This is a genomic window from Marinobacter persicus, assembly GCF_002934325.1.
Lineage (GTDB): Bacteria > Pseudomonadota > Gammaproteobacteria > Pseudomonadales > Oleiphilaceae > Marinobacter > Marinobacter persicus_A.
The window spans coordinates 100,422-115,620 of record NZ_PTIV01000008.1; the positions used below are offsets into that span (position 1 = coordinate 100,422).

The window sequence follows — 15,199 nt, forward strand, 5'->3', positions numbered from 1 at the left end:
GGTCGGAGGATTGTGACCGCCGAACGGGTTATTCCCGCCCGGCGGCTCTCATTGAGTCCGGTTGGATGGGTTTACTGGGCGCTGGTCTGTACCGCAAATTGCGAAGAGCCAAGGATGGATGCCATGTTCTGGTCCATCTTGAGCAGGTCCGCCATGATGTGGCCCCCTTCCCGAATGACGAAATCCAGTTCCTCATCTGTACTGTCGGGATCGGCTGCCTGCTGATCCCGCCAATCTTCCAGTTGGTCCAGTGTTTCGAACGGATCTTCTCCCTGAAGCTCCCTGCGAGTGTTGGCAATTGTTAGCCGGGTCTGTTCAATTTCGCTGTGGCGCTTCTTGCGTTCATCCGAGTTCAGGGTGACGTAATCAATGGCGCGTTGTTTCTCCAGGAATTCGATTTCTTTTTGCAGCAGTTGAAATTCCGGGTTGGTGGCAAAACGTTTTTCGTGATTTTCCCGCAGTTGGTCAATGATTCCGCTGAAGTCGAAGTAGCGTGTGTGCGGTACAGCATCGATCTGGTCCCAGGGTAGGGCATGGTCAAGCGCATCCTCGCCAATGCGGGTCTTGTCCAGACGGGAGGGGATCTTGATATCCGGGATGACCCCTTTGTGCTGGGTAGAGCCGCCGGATACCCGGTAAAACTTGGACTGGGTGATCTTCAACTGACCATGGTTAAGCGGCCTTACCGCTTGTACGGTGCCTTTTCCGAAGGTTTGGGAACCAACCACCAGGCCCCGTCCGTAATCCTGAATGGCACCGGCAAAGATCTCCGAAGCAGACGCGCTCATCCGGTTGACCAGCACCACCAGCGGGCCGTCGTAGGCCACCGACGGGTCCTGATCGGTGAGAACCTGCACCTCGTTGTTGGCGTTGCGGATCTGCACGGTCGGCCCCTGGTCAATGAACAGACCCACCAGGTCATTGGCTTCGTGCAGGGCGCCGCCGCCATTGTTGCGAAGGTCCATGACAATGCCATCAACACTGGCATCCTTCAGTTCATTGATTAATTTCCTAACGTCACGGGTGGTGCTTTTGTAGTTGGGGTCACCCGCCTGCATGGCCTGGAAATCAGCGTAGAAGGTGGGAATGGTGATGACGCCAATGGTGTAGTCCTCACCGCCCCGTTCCAGTTCGATGATGTCCTTGCTGGCGCTCTGTTCTTCCAGCTTAACCTCGTCCCGCTTGATGACGATGGTACGGGTCAGGGTTTCATCGGTGGCACTGGCCGGAATCACTTCCAGGGTCACTTTTGAGTCCCGTGGGCCGCGAATCAGGTCGACGACTTCATCCAGCCGCCAACCGATGACGTTAACGGGCTTTTCATCTTCCTGGGCCACGGAGACGATGCGGTCTGCCGGTTGCAACTGTCCCTGTTTGGCGGCGGGGCCGCCTGGCACCAGGCGAACCACTTTGGTGTACTCGTTGTCCGACTGGAGCACCGCACCGATACCCTCCAGGGAAAGGCTCATGTTGATGTTGAAGTTCTCTGACGTGCGTGGCGAGAAATAGGAAGTGTGCGGGTCCCACATGCTGGTGAAAGCATTCATGTACGCCTGGAAGGCATCCTCACTGCGGGCCTGGTAAGCGCGTTTGAGCTGGCCTTCGTAGCGTCGGCGCAGGTTATCTTCAATAGCCTCGTTGTCGGCGCCGTTCAGGCGCTGGGACAGCACGGCATTTTTGATGCGCTTGGTCCAGAGCTCGTCCAGGGCCGCCTGGTTCGCTTCCCAGGGTGTTTCAGAGCGATCAACACGGATTTGCTCGTCAGTGCTGAAGTCGAGTTGGCCAATGCCGTTGTTGACCAGATCGAGGGCAAACTTCAGTCGCTCGATAACGCGTTGTTGTACCAGGTTGTAGACCTGGAACGCTGGCCGCAACTGACCGGTCCGCAGCGCTGGGCCCAGCACGTTACGGATGTCGGACAAGGCGTCGATGTCTTTTTGCGTCAGGTAGATGCGCTGGCCGTCGAGGTAATCAAGGTAAGACTCAAAGACATCGTCGGAGAGCTCATCGCTGACACTGAGGTCGCGAAAGTGAGTAAACTGAAGCTGCCGGGCAATCAGGATATTGGCGCGCGCCTGCTCCACGGTCGGCATGACCGGCTCATATTCCGTGGGTATTTCAATGTTCGCCTGCACGCCCGACAATCCCGGCATGAGCAGGGCCAGGGCAACCGCCGAGCAGAATCCGGTTGTTTTACCAACAGGGCGGCGGGCGTAGCGGTTCATGAGCGTTTGCGCAATGGTCATAAAGCAATCCTGACGAGCTGGGCAACAGGGCAGATTCGTGCCAGCGGGGCGTTTTCGAACCTGTAGCTGATCCGTTCATTGTAGGCAACCGCCAACCCCGTGACTACAAGTGGGGGCTGGCGGTTTGTGACAATCTGTCCATCGAACGGCGTGGATTACTCCGGTTTGAGGAAAGCATCCAGTGCTGCATTCAGGCGTTCCGCGTCCTGTGCGGTGATGCCGTCGTCATCGACTTGCAGGCACCAGCGGGCAATCAGTTGTTCGATGGCCTCTGGGCTGCTGAGAACTTCTTCCCCTCCGCCAAGACCGTCGGCCAGGCGCTGGACCTGGATCTCCATGCGGCGAGGCTGATGAGCCTCGGGGCTGGGAGCGCCAGTGAGGATCTCCGTACGGATGACCAAATCCTGGTTGTTCGGTTCGTCGGAGGCTCCGGTGAGCTTGGGCCAGTGTTCGGGGATACGGTCACTGGCCAGGGGGGCGCTGATTCGTTCGGCGATCAGGGCTTTCCACTTATCCACCTGCTCGTGAAGCTGTCTTGCTTTCTGAAGGTTGGCCAGGTGCTTGCGGAGCTCCTGAATCTCGCTCTTGATGTCTTTGGAAAGCGGTTGGCCGTTGAGCTGATTCAGGCTGGTGCGGGCCCGTTCCAGGCGATTTTTATCCGAGGATGCGTTGATATCGACAAGCTCGGCAAGAATGTTTCGAGCCTGCTGATCCGCCTGCTCGGTTTCTTCCTGTCGGGCAGAACGGTGGGCGTCCCGACGCGCGAAGATTTCATCGCAGGCCCGGCGGAAGGCTTTCCACAGTTTGCGATCTTCCCGGTGACGGGTGATTCCCACGGCCTGCCATTCACCCTGAAGGGCTTTTGCTTGATGCATGGCTTCCTGCAGCGGCTCATGGTCTATCAGTGCTTCGGCCTTCTCAACGATTTGTTGTTTGACGGCTTCGTTGTTTTTGCGTTCTTCGTCCAGTGGGCTTTCGAGCTGTTTCAACAGGCTGTCGAAGCGCTTTTGCACTTGCCGGTTGTCTCGGAAATCCACCGGCCATGCTTCCTTCCATTCCTGCCGGGCCGTCTGGTGAATCCGCTCGGCGGTTTTCCAGTCGATGCTCGACCAGTCTGCCTTTTCCAGGAACAAAGCCAGTTCCCTACAAATAGCCTGGCGCTTCTCCAGATTGGCCTGCTTCAGGTCGGACTTTGCTTCAAAGTAGGCCTTGCAGGGCTCGTACGCCTGGTCTGACGCCGTCTTGAAACGGGTCCATAGTGCCCGGTCCGAGGAGCCGCCCAACTCACGCCATTCATTCTGCAGTTCCTTGATCCGTTCGGCCTTGGCTTCCGGGTCCATCGGTTGGTTGGCCAGGTATTCCATTTGTTCACACAGGGAAATCTGTTTGGGCTGGGTAGCGAAACCTTGCCAGTCATTCAGTTCACGGAACTGGCCGGCCAGCAAGTGCATGCGTGCCTGCAACTTTTTGCGGTGGTTGCCATCCAGTTTCTGGAACTGGTTCTGGGCGGTTTTCAACAGTTGTTTGGACTCTTTGTAGAGCTTCGCTTCCAGTGCCGCTTCGAGTTGGGTAAGCGTGGTTGTCAGAGCGTCATTCAGGCGCTTCTGGCGCTCGGTGTCGCCAGTCTCGATCGGAGCGCTTTTGGCCTTGCCGGCCTGCTTTTTGAGTGTCAGCAGCTCAGCGGGCATTGGGAAATCGTTGGGCCAGGCAATGTCCAGCAGCAATTGGCGGGCGGCGTCGGTTTGTTCGTCGCTGGCTGTCTCCACTGGCTCCAACTGTGCGAGTGCCTCGCGAGCCTGGTCGAGCCGGCGGATGGCGCCCAGGAAGTTGCGCAGCGCCAGCATGTTCTGCTCGTAGGTTTTCTGCTCCTGCTTGCTGACGTTGGTGTCCCGGGTTGCCTCTAGCCAACGGTTTTCCTGGGTTTTTTGCAAGGCGTCAAGGGCTGAGGCCGAGGGCAACTGGGTGTTTGGTGTGGTGAGTCCGGTCAGGGTTTCCGTGAGCAGGTTAAGTGTTTCCTGGCGCTCGCGGGTCTGCTCCTGGTGACGTTGTTCTTCCTGCTGTGCCTGTTCAATTTGGGTTTGCCGTTCACGGCACTGGTGCACGGCTTCCAGGAAAGCCTGCGCCTGTTCGGTGGAGGCTTGAGCTTCGATGGTGCGCCATTGATCAAGCAGTGAGTCCAGTCTTGCCTGGTACAGCTTGGTGTCTTCACTGGTGGCCTGTTCTTTTGCCTGCTGAATCAGGCCGGCAATGGTTTCCTGCGTGGCCTGCGCTTGGTGTTGTTGCTCACGGAGGCTCTGGAGGGCCTGTTTAACCAGTTGGTAGACGCCTTTATCTCGTCCCTTCGCCTGTTTCTGTACCTGTTGCAGGTAGGTTTCCTCGCGAAGGCCCCGGGCGGCCTGGAGACGGATGGCTGCGGTTGCTCCGTCGATGGCCAGGGTTGCCAGCACGGTCTGTTCCGGGTTGTTGGATAACTGGCCTTCTTGCTCTTTCAGTAACGCTTTCCGTTCATCCTCTGCGGGAGGCTGGCTGGCTTCCTGCTTTTCCGGCCTGGCAACTTTCTTGATCGGGGTTGCCTTGCGGGTTTTGAACAGTTTCTGAATAAACGCGGCCATATAATATCCTTCGGCATTGAAACCAGTCTGCGGGGGCGGCAAAGTAATGCGCCACCGGGCATCGGCACGGGAATGTGCCGGGTAGTATCAAGAATCGGGCGCTAGTCTAGCGTTTTGCACGCGTGTGCGGAAAGGGGTTTACCGTGAAAGACGAAAAACAGCAGGATCCTGAAACCAGGGCGCGCTCGGTAGCCCTGCGTTTGTTGGCGCGGCGCGAACACAGTCGCCAGGAATTATTTCTGAAATTGCGGCAGCGCAAGATAGAACCCGATGTCATTGATACGGTGTTGGATGAATACGAGGCGGAGGGTTGGCTGGATGATCAGCGTTTTGCCGACGTGTTTACCCGCCAGCGGATGGATATGGGTTACGGACCGGTGCGGATCCTGGCAGAACTTCAGCAGCGGGGTGTGCACCAGAGCCCCGAGTGTCTGAACGAAGTGTCAGAAGAGTATTGGTGCGAATTGGCGGCCCGTTTGCGGGAGCGGCGGTTTGGCCTCGCCCCGGTGAATGATGATCTGGCGGAAAAGCTGCGCCAGGCCCGGTTTCTTGCGCGGCGTGGCTTTTCTTCCTCCCAGGTGGAAAAAGCTCTGGGGGTGAGGGATCTGGATGAACTGTCGTTTTAGCCCCTGATTATTTTGTGTGCGCTGTGAGCCTACTCAAAGAGTCGGAGGAATCAGTCCCATCTCCGGCGGCAGCTCAGCCCGGTTTGGCCCAGTGACTGTCGGGCTTTCTATTTCAGGCACTTTTTTCTCGGCGGGTTCCAGCCAGACGATCTTATCTTCAAGGCCTGTGGTGGCCTGGATGCTGGGCTCGGTCAGACGCACAAGGAAATCCAGGTACCGGCGAATGTTCTGGACGTAGAGCACAGGCTCGTGTCCCCGGGCATAGCCGAAGCGGGTTCTGGAATACCATTCTTTCTGGGCCAACTTCGGCAGGAATTCTTTAACGTCCATCCACCGGTCCGGATCTTTTCCGGCGCCTTCGGTCAGCCTGCGGGCATCTTCCAGATGGCCAAAGCCGACATTATAGGAAGCCAGGGCGAACCAGGTCCGGTCCGGCTCGGGAATGCGGTCCGGAATTTTGTTATGCACGGCCCTGAAATACCGGGCACCACCGGCAATGCTTTGTTCCGGGTCCAGTCGGTTGTCGATCCCCACGTAGCTGGCGGTCGATAGGGTCAGCATCATCAGGCCCTTGACGCCGGTAGGCGAGACCGCGCGGGGGCGCCAGTGGGACTCCTGGTAGCCAATGGCGGCAAGCAGGCGCCAGTCAAAGCCGGTTTCTTTGGCGTGTTCCTTAAAAAGTGGCTCGTAGTTCGGAAGGCGTTTTTTAACGTGCCGCATAAAGGTCAGAGCGCCAACGTAGTTCAACTGCTTCAGGTGACCGTAGAAGCGTTCTCTAAGCTGAGCCATCAGCCCACTCTCACGCGTTGATTCGAGAAAATCCCGCACTTCATTGATCAGCGTTTGATCCTGTTCCTTCGGGAATAACCAGACCAGGTCCTTCGGTGCATTCAGGCTGAAACCCCGCTGGACATTGGGGTAAAACACCTGGTTCAGTTCCAGCTCATTGGAGGCAATGGCCGCATAGGTGAATTCCCCCTGTTCCACCCGGGCCAGTAGGCCCGCGGCATCCAGGCCTTCATGGACACTCACTTCGGGTGGCTCGGCGTTGGTCGACTGCTGCAGCAGGCGTTTGTGACTGCTGTCGGGCAAGATATGGACGGTCTTGCCGGAAAGGTCGGGGAAGCTTTTGGCAGGCTCTGCGTCCCGGTGGTAGACAATCACTGACTGCGCCTGGATGCCGGTAGGCAGTGTCTGGAATTGATTCTCAAGATCCGGGTGGTTGGCCAGGCCGGCGATGCCGATATGGGCGTAGTTATTGGTCAGGACGGAGAGAATCTCGGAATTGTTGTCAGCAACCCGGACTCGCAGTTCCACCCCCAGCCGATCAGCCAGATGACGGGCGAGCTGGTAGTCGTAGCCTGTGGGTGCGCCGCGTTGCTGGTAATACAGTGATGGCGCTTCCCGTACGATAACGTGTAAAACGCCCTCGTTACGTATCTCCTGAAGCGTGCTGGGCCGCGAGCAGCCGGCAAGGACCAGCGCGGTCAATACCACCGCCGACAGGGCAAGGCCGCAGCTTTTCAAGTTGTTCAGGATCCGTGACAAACTCATGCTCCTCCGAGCCATCCGTCGTTATTGTAAGCATAACAAAATTACCGGTCGCCGGTCTGGCTGGCTGCTGTATCCCGCGACTTCTTTCGGGTATCATTGCCGGCTTTCAGACGTCTCCCGATTCGCGCGATACAGGTTGATATCATGCTTGAACTTCGCGGCGCGCCCGCGCTCTCGCCTTTCCGTTCCCGTAAGCTGCATTCCCGCATCCAGGAAATCGTTCCGGATGTCGAACATGTGTATGCCGAATTCATGCACTTCGCCGATCTTGAATTCGAGCTTTCCGATGCCGAGCAGGCGGTTCTGGACCGACTGCTGACCTACGGGCCCAGTGTTGAGGTTGAAGAGCCCGACGGTGTGTTGTTCCTGGTGGTGCCAAGACCGGGCACGTTGTCTCCCTGGTCCAGCAAGGCAACGGATATTGCCCGGAACTGCGGCCTGCGTCAGATTCGCCGGATCGAGCGGGGCGTGGCTTTTTATGTGCGTGCCCGCAAAAAGCTGGGTCTGGAACAGCGTGAAAAAATTGCGGCTCTCCTGCACGACCGGATGACCGAAAAGGTGTTCCACGAGATGGGTGGGGCAGAGTTGCTGTTCAGTGACGAAGAGCCCCGCCAACTGGGCCGCGTGCCGGTATTGGCCGGAGGCCGTGGGGCTCTGGTTGAGGCTAACGCCTCCCTGGGGCTGGCGCTGGCCGACGACGAAATCGATTACCTGGTGGAGTCCTTTACGGCGCTTGAGCGCGATCCGACCGATGTCGAACTGATGATGTTCGCCCAGGCGAATTCGGAACATTGCCGCCACAAGATCTTTAATGCCAGCTGGGATATCGATGGCGAGGCCCAGGAAAAATCCCTGTTTGCGATGATTCGCAACACCTATGAGATGAACAGTGAAGGGGTATTGTCTGCCTACAAGGACAATGCCTCTGTCATTGTTGGCAGCGAAGCCGGGCGGTTCTACCCGGACTCCAAGACTGGCGCCTACGGTTACAACAAAGAGCCGATCCACATTCTGATGAAGGTGGAAACCCACAACCACCCGACGGCCATTTCACCGTTTTCCGGCTCCGCGACGGGCGCCGGTGGTGAAATTCGTGACGAGGGCGCAACCGGACGTGGCTCCAAGCCCAAGGCGGGCCTGACGGGCTTCACAGTTTCCAATCTGAACCTCCCGGACGACGCCCAGCCCTGGGAAGAGAATTATGGTCGGCCAGAGCGTATCGCATCGCCCCTCGACATCATGATTGAAGGGCCGATTGGTGGTGCAGCGTTCAACAATGAATTTGGCCGTCCGAACCTGGCCGGCTATTTCCGGACCTTTGAGGCCCTCGCCCCGGGCGTGGCGGGTGAAGAGGTGCGTGGTTACCACAAGCCCATCATGATTGCCGGCGGTCTGGGTAATATCAGCGAGCAACACGTTGAGAAGGGACACATTCCTGAAGGCGCCAAGCTGATTGTATTGGGTGGGCCGTCCATGCTCATCGGTCTGGGTGGCGGCGCTGCTTCCTCCATGGACTCCGGTTCCAGCCATGAAAACCTGGACTTTGCCTCTGTACAACGGGGCAACCCGGAAATGGAGCGTCGTTGTCAGGAAGTGATCGATCGCTGCTGGCAGATGGGCGCGGATAACCCGATCTGCTTCATTCATGACGTGGGTGCCGGCGGTCTGTCCAATGCCATGCCGGAACTGGTCAAAGACGGTGGCCGTGGTGGCAAGTTCGAGCTTCGGGATATCCCGAGTGACGAGCCGGGCATGTCGCCGCTGGAAATCTGGTGTAACGAATCCCAGGAACGCTACGTAATGGCGGTGGCGCCGGAAAACCTGGATCAGTTTGATGCCCTGTGCCGCCGGGAGCGCTGCCCCTATGCCGTGGTCGGGGAAGCCACCGAGGCTCATCACCTGGAGCTGAGTGATTCCTACTTTGACGATAAGCCAGTAGACCTGCCGATGGATGTGCTGTTCGGCAAGCCGCCGAGAATGCACCGCAGCGTCACCCGGGAATCGTTCACCAAGCCGATTTTCGATTCTACGAAGATCGATATCCACGAAGCGATCCGCCGTGTGCTGCGTTTGCCGTCGGTGGGCTCCAAAAACTTCCTGATCACCATTGGTGACCGTACGATTACCGGTCTGGTTGCTCGCGATCAGATGGTTGGTCCCTGGCAGGTGCCGGTCGCCGATGTGGCAGTTACCGCAGCTTCGTTTGATGTGAACACCGGTGAGGCGATGGCCATGGGCGAGCGCACCCCGGTCGCGGTGCTGGATGCGCCGGCTTCGGGTCGCATGTCGGTGGGCGAGGTTATTACCAACCTGGCAGCCGCACCGATTGGCAAGCTGTCGGATATCCGCCTGTCGGCGAACTGGATGGCGGCAGCCGGTCATCCCGGTGAGGACGAGAACCTCTACGAGACCGTTCGCGCGGTGGGTATGGAACTGTGTCCGGCACTGGGCATCACGATTCCGGTGGGCAAGGATTCCATGTCGATGAAGACGGCCTGGGAGGAAGACAATGGCGAGCAGAAGAGTGTCACCTCTCCGCTGTCGCTGATTGTCAGTGGTTTTGCTCCGGTAACCGACGTAGCCCGTACGCTGACGCCTCAATTGCGTACCGATGCGGGTGAAACCGATCTGATTCTGATTGATCTGGCCGCTGGCCAGAACCGTCTGGGCGGCTCGGCTCTTGCGCAGGTCTATAAACACATGGGGGCAGTGGCTCCTGATCTGGATAACCCGGAAGATATCAAAGCGTTCTTCGCGGTGATTCAGGGCCTGAACTCGGATAGCAAACTGCTGGCTTACCACGATCGCTCCGATGGTGGTCTGTTCGTGACTCTGGCCGAGATGGCGTTTGCTGGCCATACCGGTGTCGATGTGAAACTGGATGGTCTGGCCGAAGATGCGTCCCAGTTTGCCCGTGAACTTTTTAATGAAGAACTTGGGGCGGTGATTCAGGTTCGTCGAGAAGACACTGAGTTTGTTCTGCAACAATTCTCCGGGGCAGGGCTGGGTGATCACACCAGCGTGATCGGTACTCTGAATAACAAAGATCGCATGCGTTTGACCTTTGGTCCCGACACCGTGGTGGATGAGCCGCGGGCGGAGCTGCAGCGCCTCTGGGCCGAAACCAGCTATCGCATCCAGTCGCTGCGGGACAACGCCGACTGCGCTCAGGAGGAGTTCGACAACCTGCTGGATGCCGAAGATCCGGGTCTGAGCGCCGAGTTGACGTTCGATATCAACGAGGACGTGGCGGCACCGTTCATCAACACCGGCGCTCGCCCGAAGGTGGCAGTGCTGCGGGAGCAGGGCGTTAACGGCCAGGTGGAAATGGCCGCAGCCTTCGACCGTGCCGGCTTCGAGGCCGTCGACGTGCACATGAGTGATCTGCTTTCGGGGCGCATCACCCTGGAAAAATTCCAGAGCCTGGTGGCTTGCGGTGGTTTCTCCTACGGTGACGTTCTGGGTGCCGGTGAAGGCTGGGCGAAGTCCATTCTGTTCAACGACCGGGTTCGTGACCAGTTCTCCAGCTTCTTCAATCGTCAGGACACACTGGCCCTTGGCGTCTGTAATGGTTGCCAGATGCTGTCAAACCTGCACGAACTGATTCCGGGCAGTGAAGGCTGGCCGCGCTTTGTCCGTAACCAGTCGGAGCAGTTCGAGGCACGTTTCGCCATGGTTGAAGTACAGGCCTCGGAGTCCGCCTTTATGGATGGCATGGCGGGTTCGCGGATGCCCATCGCGGTGGCCCATGGTGAAGGCCGTATCGAGCTGCCGGCAGGCAGTTCCGCCCAGGCTCTGAAAGACGAGGGTCTGGTGGCGCTGCAATACGTGGATAATCGGGGCAATGCCACCACCCGTTACCCCTATAACCCTAATGGGTCGGAGATGGGCATTACCGGTGTGACCAGTCGCGATGGGCGAGTAACGATCATGATGCCGCATCCCGAGCGGGTGTTCCGGGCTGTCCAGCACTCCTGGCGCCCGAGTGGCTGGCAGGAAGATGGTCCGTGGATTCGCATGTTCCGTAATGCCAGGCGCTGGCTTGCCTAAAGCAACCTGCTAAGGCTCCCTAGGCCGGTCTGTTGTACTCTGAGTTTCAGGGTTGCGGCAGACCGGTTTTTTTATGGCATGAATAACGTGATTGTCATTTTAATTGTTGACTGAAAAAGTGGAAAAATCGCCCCCATCAGTCGTGTCAAGGCCTTGACTATCCGCTTTTATGCACATTGAAGAGGCGGTGTTGCGCGATCTGTGTACAAACACCGGTATTTTTGCCCTATTTTTGTTCGCTGCTCATAAGCTGTTGAAATAAAAAGGGGAAATCAAATGGGCGATTTTGTCGCCAATTTGAGTTAGGGTCAGTAATCAAGGGGCTTGGCGGCGGATTCCCCAAAACTATCCCCATAGTTATCCACAGATTTTGTGGGTAACTTGAAAAACTTCAATGATTAACAAAGTTTGATCAAGGTGGGTGAAAAATGTACAAGCTGTGTTACTTCGTTCCAGAGAGTCATCTCGAAACCACCAAGCAGGCATTATTCGATGCCGGTGCCGGAAAGATCGGCGACTACGACAGCTGTGCCTGGCAATGTGAAGGCCAGGGTCAGTTCCGGCCGCTGGCAGGGAGTGACCCGTTCCTGGGCGCCCAGGGGGAGCTTGAAACGGTTAAGGAGTTCAAGGTCGAGTTGGTGATTGAGGATGCAAAGATCTTCGATGCTATTACGGCTTTCAAGCAGGCTCACCCCTACGAGGAGCCAGCCTACGAAGTCTATCGGTTGGAAGATCTCTGATTAGTTGTTTTTGGCCATGGGGTGGCGAATGTCGGTCACGTGGACACCAAACTGTTGTGTTTTCATATCCGAAAGGAACAATTCCAGCGTCTTGCGAACGGTAGGGAACGATATCTCGCTCCATGGAATCCTGGATGGGTGGAACAACTGAGTTTCCAGTGACTCCTCTCCCGCTCCAAAGCGACCGTCAAGAAGCTGTGCCCGGTAAAACAGGTGAACCTGGTTGATGTGCGGAACGTCAATCATCGAATACAGGCCCTGGATATCGACTTCGGCCAGGGCCTCTTCCCGGGTCTCCCTGGCGGCAGCCTCCATGGTGGTTTCCTCGTTCTCCATGAATCCCGCCGGTAGTGTCCAGTAGCCGTAGCGGGGTTCGATGGCCCGTCGGCAAAGCAGAATTTGCCCTTCCCAGACTGTCACGGTGCCCGCTACGATGTTCGGGTTCTGGTAATGGATGGTCTCGCAGCTTACGCATACATAGCGGTGTCGGTTATCCCCCTCGGGAATTCGTTGCTCAACCGGGTTGCCGCAGATGCTGCAATACTTCATTGTTTTCCCCGTATACTGGTAAATCATCAAGGAGCTTCTGATTTAAGTTCCAGTTTAACGATCAGCGCTGCCCATGTCTCATTCATCATGGCCTGTAACCGGAGTTGAACGTGCAAAAGTTGCTGTCTGAAAAGTTGGCTAACCACGCCCCCCGACAACTGACGCTGGATTTTCCGGAAGCGGCCGTGCTGGTTCCGATCACCAATAACCCGGATAACCCGGAAATGGTTTTCACGCTGCGGTCGTCCAGGCTCAGCATGCACCGGGGGCAGGTGGCCTTCCCGGGCGGCATGCGGGACAAGGAGGACGAATCCCTGAAAGTGACCGCGTTGCGTGAAACTCACGAAGAAATCGGCCTGCCACCGGATCAGGTCCAGGTGATTGCGCCATTGAGTCAGGTGATGTCTTTGCACCGGATTCTTGTCACGCCTTACGTCGGCGTGATCCCGGAGGATCATCCCCTGGAAGCGAACCCGGACGAGATCGAAAGCATTTTCCGTGTACCGATCTCTTATTTCCTCGAGGATCGGCGGGAACGCACCGATGCCCTCAGTTACATTGATAACACCTTCTATGTGCCGTGTTACCGCTGGGAGGATTATCAGATCTGGGGGATGTCTGCCCTGTTGCTGGTAGACTTCCTGAACACGGTTTACGACGCCAATATTGATATTCTTGAACCGCCCCGATAGCCAACCGGAGGATTTCATGTTTTACAGTCTTGATAACCGCGTGCCCGAAAAGCAGGGCGAGGGCCAGTTTGTTGCCCCCAATGCCAGTGTTATAGGCAGTGTCAAACTGCTGGAGAATGCCAGCGTCTGGTTTAATGTGGTGATTCGTGGTGATAACGATCTGATTACCATTGGCCCCGAATCCAACATTCAGGATGGTTCTGTGCTGCATACCGATGCCGGTATTCCTCTCACTGTTGGCCGGGGTGTCACTGTGGGCCATAAAGTCATGCTTCATGGCTGCGAGGTGGGTGATTACTCATTGATCGGTATCAATGCCGTAGTACTTAACGGGGCAAAGATTGGCAAGCACTGTCTCATCGGTGCCAATACCCTGATACCGGAAGGCATGGAAGTGCCGGACGGCTCCCTGGTTGTTGGCTCGCCAGGCAAGATCAAGCGGGAATTGACGGACGAGCAGAAAAAGATGCTGGAACTCAGCGCCGCGCACTATGTGGAAAATGCCAGCCGTTATGTGGCCAACCTCAAGCCGGTCGATTTATAACCATGAAGACTTCCGATAAAGTTCGTTCTCCCTGTGTGAGCGTGTGTGCCCTGGACGAAGATGACATCTGCATCGGTTGTCATCGTAGTGGAGACGAAATTCTTCGTTGGACGTCAATGACGAACGAAGAGCGCCGGGACGTTCTGCGTCTGGTGGCAGAACGGGAAAAGAAAGTCGCGTTATGACCAATAAGGACAGATATTGAGATGAGCAACAACCAACAGGGCGTACGTATCGGCACACCGTTTTCACCCGGCGCTACTCGGGTTTTGATGTGTGGCGCAGGGGAACTGGGAAAGGAAGTGGTTATTGAGCTTCAGCGTTTTGGCGTGGAAGTCATTGCCGTTGACCGTTACGAGCATGCTCCGGCCATGCAGGTGGCGCACCGCAGTCACGTGGTGAATATGCTGGATGGTGCCGCTTTGCGGGCGGTGGTCGAGTCTGAAAAGCCCGACCTCATTGTCCCTGAAATAGAGGCCATTGCCACTGACGAACTGGTTAAGCTGGAAAAGGAAGGCTACCGGGTTGTGCCCACGGCAAGAGCGGTCAACCTGACCATGAACCGTGAAGGAATTCGGCGCCTTGCGGCAGAAGAGCTGGAGCTGCCCACATCACCGTATCGGTTTGCCGGAACCTACGAGGAATATCGGGCGGCCGTGGAAGCGGTGGGCCTGCCTCTGGTTGTAAAACCCGTCATGAGTTCCTCTGGCAAGGGCCAAAGCACCGTGAAGGATGAGAGCGAGGTAGACGAAGCATGGAATTACGCCCAAAGCGGTGGGCGTGCTGGTAAGGGGCGTGTCATTGTCGAGGGTTTCATCGACTTCGATTATGAAATTACCTTGCTGACCGTCAAACACCGTGACGGCATCAGCTTCTGCGATCCGATTGGTCATCGCCAGGAGGATGGCGACTACCGGGAGTCCTGGCAGCCGCATCCGATGTCGGATAAGGCATTGGAAAGGGCCACCGACATTGCCCGGGCTATAGTTGGCGATCTTGGCGGTTATGGGATCTACGGGGTTGAGCTGTTTGTGAAAGGTGACGATGTATGGTTCTCCGAGGTATCTCCGCGCCCTCATGACACCGGCCTGGTCACGCTCATTTCTCAGGATATATCAGAGTTTGCCTTACATGCGCGGGCTATCCTGGGCTTGCCCGTTCCGGCTATCCGCCAACTGGGGCCGGCGGCCTCAGCGGTCATCCTGCCCGAAGGTGACTCCACGGACGTCACTTATGCAGGTCTGGAGTCCGCGCTGTCTCAGCCCGATACACAGTTGCGCCTGTTTGGTAAGCCGGAGCTGAATGGTCGGCGGCGCATGGGAGTTGCCCTTGCCAAAGGGGACGATCTGGCGAGTGCCCGGCATCGGGCGACAATGGTGGCCGGTCTGGTTAAGGTTGAATTGGGTTAGGTTAGGGCCCATTTATACGTGGAAACCGAAGCGACAGAAGTTTTTCCGAAAAGGTCGTTGACAGGAAAACTGCGGTCTGTAGAATGCGCATCTCTTTCGAGGGGCAGGCCACTTCGGTGGGGTGTTTCTCGGCTGTTAACTGCTTGAAAGTTTTAAAGAAAAGCGTTTTACAGTTTC

Annotated in this window: 11 protein-coding genes; 7 read left to right on the forward strand and 4 right to left on the reverse strand. The window is 57.0% G+C overall.

From position 1 onward, the window contains the following. Nucleotides 1-71: 71 nt before the first annotated feature. Both BY454_RS06665 and BY454_RS06670 read right to left on the reverse strand, forming a co-directional pair. Entirely contained in the window at nucleotides 72-2,246 is a 2,175-nt protein-coding gene (locus BY454_RS06665; RefSeq protein ID WP_104416025.1) for a carboxy terminal-processing peptidase, read from the reverse strand. A 155-nt stretch (nucleotides 2,247-2,401) separates the two neighbouring features. Beyond that, a complete protein-coding gene (locus BY454_RS06670; protein WP_104416026.1) occupies nucleotides 2,402-4,858 on the reverse strand; it encodes a DUF349 domain-containing protein in 2,457 nt (818 codons plus the stop codon). Nucleotides 4,859-5,001: 143 nt separating this feature from the next. Between BY454_RS06670 and BY454_RS06675 the strand changes: the two genes are divergently transcribed. Continuing rightward, nucleotides 5,002-5,484: a regulatory protein RecX gene (locus BY454_RS06675; RefSeq protein ID WP_258075585.1), complete on the forward strand. Its 483-nt coding sequence runs from the start codon at nucleotides 5,002-5,004 to the stop codon at nucleotides 5,482-5,484. Nucleotides 5,485-5,517: 33 nt separating this feature from the next. Here the strand turns inward: BY454_RS06675 and mltF are convergent, their stop codons facing one another. Next, entirely contained in the window at nucleotides 5,518-7,038 is a 1,521-nt protein-coding gene (gene mltF / locus BY454_RS06680) for a membrane-bound lytic murein transglycosylase MltF (protein WP_104416027.1), read from the reverse strand. Between the two features lie 144 nt (nucleotides 7,039-7,182). On the opposite strand from mltF, the gene purL reads away from it, so the two are divergent. Further along, nucleotides 7,183-11,088 carry a phosphoribosylformylglycinamidine synthase gene (gene purL / locus BY454_RS06685; RefSeq protein ID WP_104416028.1) on the forward strand — a complete coding sequence of 1,302 codons (3,906 nt, stop codon included), beginning with the start codon at nucleotides 7,183-7,185 and terminating at the stop codon, nucleotides 11,086-11,088. Nucleotides 11,089-11,516: 428 nt separating this feature from the next. Next, a complete protein-coding gene (locus tag BY454_RS06690; RefSeq protein WP_104416029.1) occupies nucleotides 11,517-11,828 on the forward strand; it encodes an NGG1p interacting factor NIF3 in 312 nt (103 codons plus the stop codon). Here the strand turns inward: BY454_RS06690 and BY454_RS06695 are convergent, their stop codons facing one another. Further along, nucleotides 11,829-12,377 (reverse strand): NUDIX hydrolase, encoded by a 549-nt coding sequence (locus BY454_RS06695; RefSeq protein ID WP_104416030.1) that lies wholly within the window; start codon nucleotides 12,375-12,377, stop codon nucleotides 11,829-11,831. Nucleotides 12,378-12,487: 110 nt separating this feature from the next. Between BY454_RS06695 and BY454_RS06700 the strand changes: the two genes are divergently transcribed. The 4 genes from BY454_RS06700 to purT are packed head-to-tail and all read left to right on the forward strand — an operon-like array spanning nucleotide 12,488 to nucleotide 15,022. Further along, the gene (locus BY454_RS06700) at nucleotides 12,488-13,069 is read left to right on the forward strand and encodes a CoA pyrophosphatase (RefSeq protein WP_104416031.1); all 582 of its coding nucleotides are present in this window, start codon (nucleotides 12,488-12,490) and stop codon (nucleotides 13,067-13,069) included. A gap of 16 nt (nucleotides 13,070-13,085) precedes the next feature. Continuing rightward, nucleotides 13,086-13,613 carry a gamma carbonic anhydrase family protein gene (locus BY454_RS06705; RefSeq protein ID WP_104416032.1) on the forward strand — a complete coding sequence of 176 codons (528 nt, stop codon included), beginning with the start codon at nucleotides 13,086-13,088 and terminating at the stop codon, nucleotides 13,611-13,613. Nucleotides 13,614-13,615: 2 nt separating this feature from the next. Further along, nucleotides 13,616-13,798, forward strand: a complete 183-nt coding sequence (locus BY454_RS06710; RefSeq protein WP_104416033.1) for a DUF1289 domain-containing protein — start codon at nucleotides 13,616-13,618, stop codon at nucleotides 13,796-13,798. A gap of 21 nt (nucleotides 13,799-13,819) precedes the next feature. After that, nucleotides 13,820-15,022 (forward strand): formate-dependent phosphoribosylglycinamide formyltransferase, encoded by a 1,203-nt coding sequence (gene purT, locus BY454_RS06715; RefSeq protein WP_104416034.1) that lies wholly within the window; start codon nucleotides 13,820-13,822, stop codon nucleotides 15,020-15,022. Nucleotides 15,023-15,199 lie beyond the last annotated feature (177 nt).